The 2,927-nt window shown below is 67.6% G+C and carries 2 protein-coding genes and 2 pseudogenes; 1 reads left to right on the forward strand and 3 read right to left on the reverse strand.

From position 1 onward, the window contains the following. Both ACIRA7_RS16340 and ACIRA7_RS16345 read right to left on the reverse strand, forming a co-directional pair. Positions 1–206: pseudogene (locus ACIRA7_RS16340) on the reverse strand (molybdopterin adenylyltransferase); the annotation flags it as partial. A 158-nt stretch (positions 207–364) separates the two neighbouring features. Continuing rightward, positions 365–949 (reverse strand): histidine phosphatase family protein, encoded by a 585-nt coding sequence (locus ACIRA7_RS16345; protein WP_396221894.1) that lies wholly within the window; start codon positions 947–949, stop codon positions 365–367. 175 nt (positions 950–1,124) lie between these two features. Between ACIRA7_RS16345 and ACIRA7_RS16350 the strand changes: the two genes are divergently transcribed. Further along, positions 1,125–2,594, forward strand: coding sequence for an aminopeptidase P N-terminal domain-containing protein (locus ACIRA7_RS16350; protein ID WP_396221895.1), 1,470 nt, complete (start codon positions 1,125–1,127; stop codon positions 2,592–2,594). Positions 2,595–2,616: 22 nt separating this feature from the next. On the opposite strand, the pseudogene ACIRA7_RS16355 reads toward ACIRA7_RS16350, so the two are convergent. Further along, positions 2,617–2,927: pseudogene (locus ACIRA7_RS16355) on the reverse strand (murein L,D-transpeptidase); the annotation flags it as partial.

The raw sequence follows: 2,927 nt of genomic DNA on the forward strand, positions 1-2,927 counted from the left end.
GTTACGATCAGCGCGCAGTGCAGGTCGTCGGCCAGTTCACGCAGCGCCGCCTCGATCAGCGGCTGCTCGTCGGGCACCAGGCGATACTCGGCCTGCCACGGCGACGCGATCCAACGCGTGAACACCGACTGGATCGCCGGGCCGGATTTGTCGTCGTACACCCCCAACGAGGCCCGGTCGGAGATGGTGAGGATGCCCAGGCGCACAGTGGTAACGGTTGAGGCGGACGGAGAAGCGGTTCGGTGGCGAACGCTTGAGGGTGGCAACAGGCGCAACTTATAGCCCGAGACTCGAACTCCATACCCGCTACTCACGTGAGTCTCGCGTGGCGAGTCCGAGTTTGGAGTCCCGAGTTGAACCGTGACTACTTCGCCACCATCCCCGTACACGCCGCCGGCATCGGCCCGTCTGCCACGCCGTAATGCCCAAGCACCACCTGCGCCGCCGTGCCACCAACACCCGGCGTGAGCACGAACATCGTGGCATAGCTCGAATCGCAGATATCCGGCAGCTTGGGGCCGCCAAGCGCCGTCACGATCGCCGGCACCGTGTTGCTGTGCCCCACCACAAGTACCACGCCGCTCGCCTTGCGCACCGCCGCCGCCACGTCGGCGACATGCGACGCGCCACTACCGATCGCGATCACCGTGGGCACCACCCCGGTCTTCGCCGACACGACCGCCGCCGTTTCCGCCGTGCGCTTGAGCGACGACACGATGATCGTGGTCGGCGTGGTCATCGCCAGCGCATCGGCCAGCGCCTGCGCGCGCACCCTGCCCGCGTCGCTCAGCGAAGGATCGTTGCCGCCTTCGGTGGCCTTTTCACCGTGTCGGACCAACACGACCATCGAGGGCTGCGCGCGCAGCACCCGCGGCGCCAACGACATGGTCGCGCACAGGACGCCCACCAGGCCTACCGCCACCGCACTCCACGTCGCTCTCGTATGCATGTCGCTCCTCGCGCGCCGCCGGCGCATGGTGTGGTCCCGCGCTGGCTCCCGTGCCGTCAACCACGCGGAACCCGTCACCCGAGAATGTACCGGGTGGCCGGAATGGGCAGAATGCCGGGCGCGCCGGTTCGGTTCACGCCTTGACGAGCGGAGCCGAGACCGCCCATTTCCCAGCATGCGTACTCCCCTCTGCCTGTTGGCCGCCGCGCTGTTCGCGCTCTCGCCGGCCGCCCTGTTGGCCCAGCCCAACGCCGCGATCACCCCGCAGGAAACCGCGGCCCGCCGCGAGGCCCTTGCCGCCCGCATCGACAGCGGCGTCGTCATCGCGTTCGGGGGACGCGCGCTCGTGCACGACTTCAGCACGTTCTACCAGCTCCCCGCCTTCCGCTATCTCACCGAGCTCAACGAGCCCGATGCCGCGCTGGTCATGGTGGTGCGCAACAAGCGCGCGCGCAGCACGCTCTTCCTCACGCCGCTCGACGCACGGACCGCGTTCTACTACGGCGTGCGGGTGGACTCCACGACCAGTATGTCCGCCTACGGCATGCCGGGACGCTCCGCCTCGGCACTGCCGGCATTTCTCGATTCGCTCGCGGCCACCGGATTGCCGTTCTACCACGTCCCCGACGTGGAAACGATGGACTTCGCGCGGAACGATACCCTCACGCGTGGCCAGGAAGCCCTCAAGGGGCTCGCCAAGCGCTTCCCCACGCTGACCGTGCGCAACGGCATGCCCCTCGTGCTCCAAGTACGCGCGAAGAAGTCCGACGCCGAGCTGGCGCTCATTCGCCAGGCCGCCGAGATCAGCGCCGAGGGGCATCGCGCCGCCATGCTCACGGCCAATCCGACGCGTGAGTACGAGTTGCGCGCCACACTGGAGTACGAGTTCACACGGCGCGGTGCCGAACGGCCCGCCTACGGATCGATCGTTGGCGCGGGCATCAACGGCACCACGCTGCACTACATGAAGGCCAGCGATCCGGCGAAGCCCGGTGACCTCGTCGTCATGGACGCCGCCGCCGAGTATCGCGGCTATGCCGCCGACATCACGCGCACGATTCCCGTGAGTGGGACGTATACACCCGAGCAGCGTCGGCTGTACCAGCTGGTGCGCGATGCGCAGGACATCGCCGAGCGATTCTCCAAGCCCGGCATGAGCGTGCGGGCCGCCACGGATTCGTCCGTCGCGCTGCGGGCGCGCGGCCTGGCCGCCCTCGGGCTGGTGGAAAGCGTCGATGCCTCCTTCGATCCGCCCTGGAACGTGAACTGCGCCACCAACCCGGCGCAGTGCCGGCAGTCGAACCTGTGGATGATTCACGGAATCACCCACGGCATCGGCCTCGCCGTGCATGACCCCATGCAGGGGAATGGTCCCGACGCGAAGTTCGCCGTGGGTGATGCCTTTACCATCGAGCCGGGCATTTATGTGAGCACCAAGGCGCTCGACGTCCTGCCCGACACGCCGAAGAATCGCGCGTTCATCGCGAAAGTGCGTAGCGCCGTCCTCAAGTATCAGAACACCGGCGTGCGCATCGAAGACGACTACATCATTACCGGCAAGGGCCTCGAGCGCATTTCGCTCGTGCCCCGCGAGATGGATGAGATCGAAGCCCTCATGAAGCGCCGCGCCAAGATCCAGCCGTAGCGCGTCGTCGTTACGCTGTGCATCAGGGGCGGCGATCCGGCGCCGGATACGGGTAGCCGCCCTGCAGCAATCCGCGCAGCCGTCGGTCGTGCCCGTAGATGTCGTCGTGAAAAACCACCGTGCCGTCTTCCCGCGCGACCGCCGTGGCGTACACCACATGCACCGGTACCGGCGTCGTCAGCGGGACTTGCAGCGGCGTGGCGCGGTGCATCTCCGCCGCGATCCGCGTCGAGTCCCATCCCGCCTGATCGCGCAGCAGCAACGCCGCCAGCTCGGCCGGCCGCGACAGCCGAATGCAGCCGTGACTGAAATCGCGTCGCACTTCCCCGAACA

The sequence above is a fragment of the Gemmatimonas sp. genome (assembly GCF_044376735.1).
GTDB lineage: Bacteria > Gemmatimonadota > Gemmatimonadetes > Gemmatimonadales > Gemmatimonadaceae > Gemmatimonas.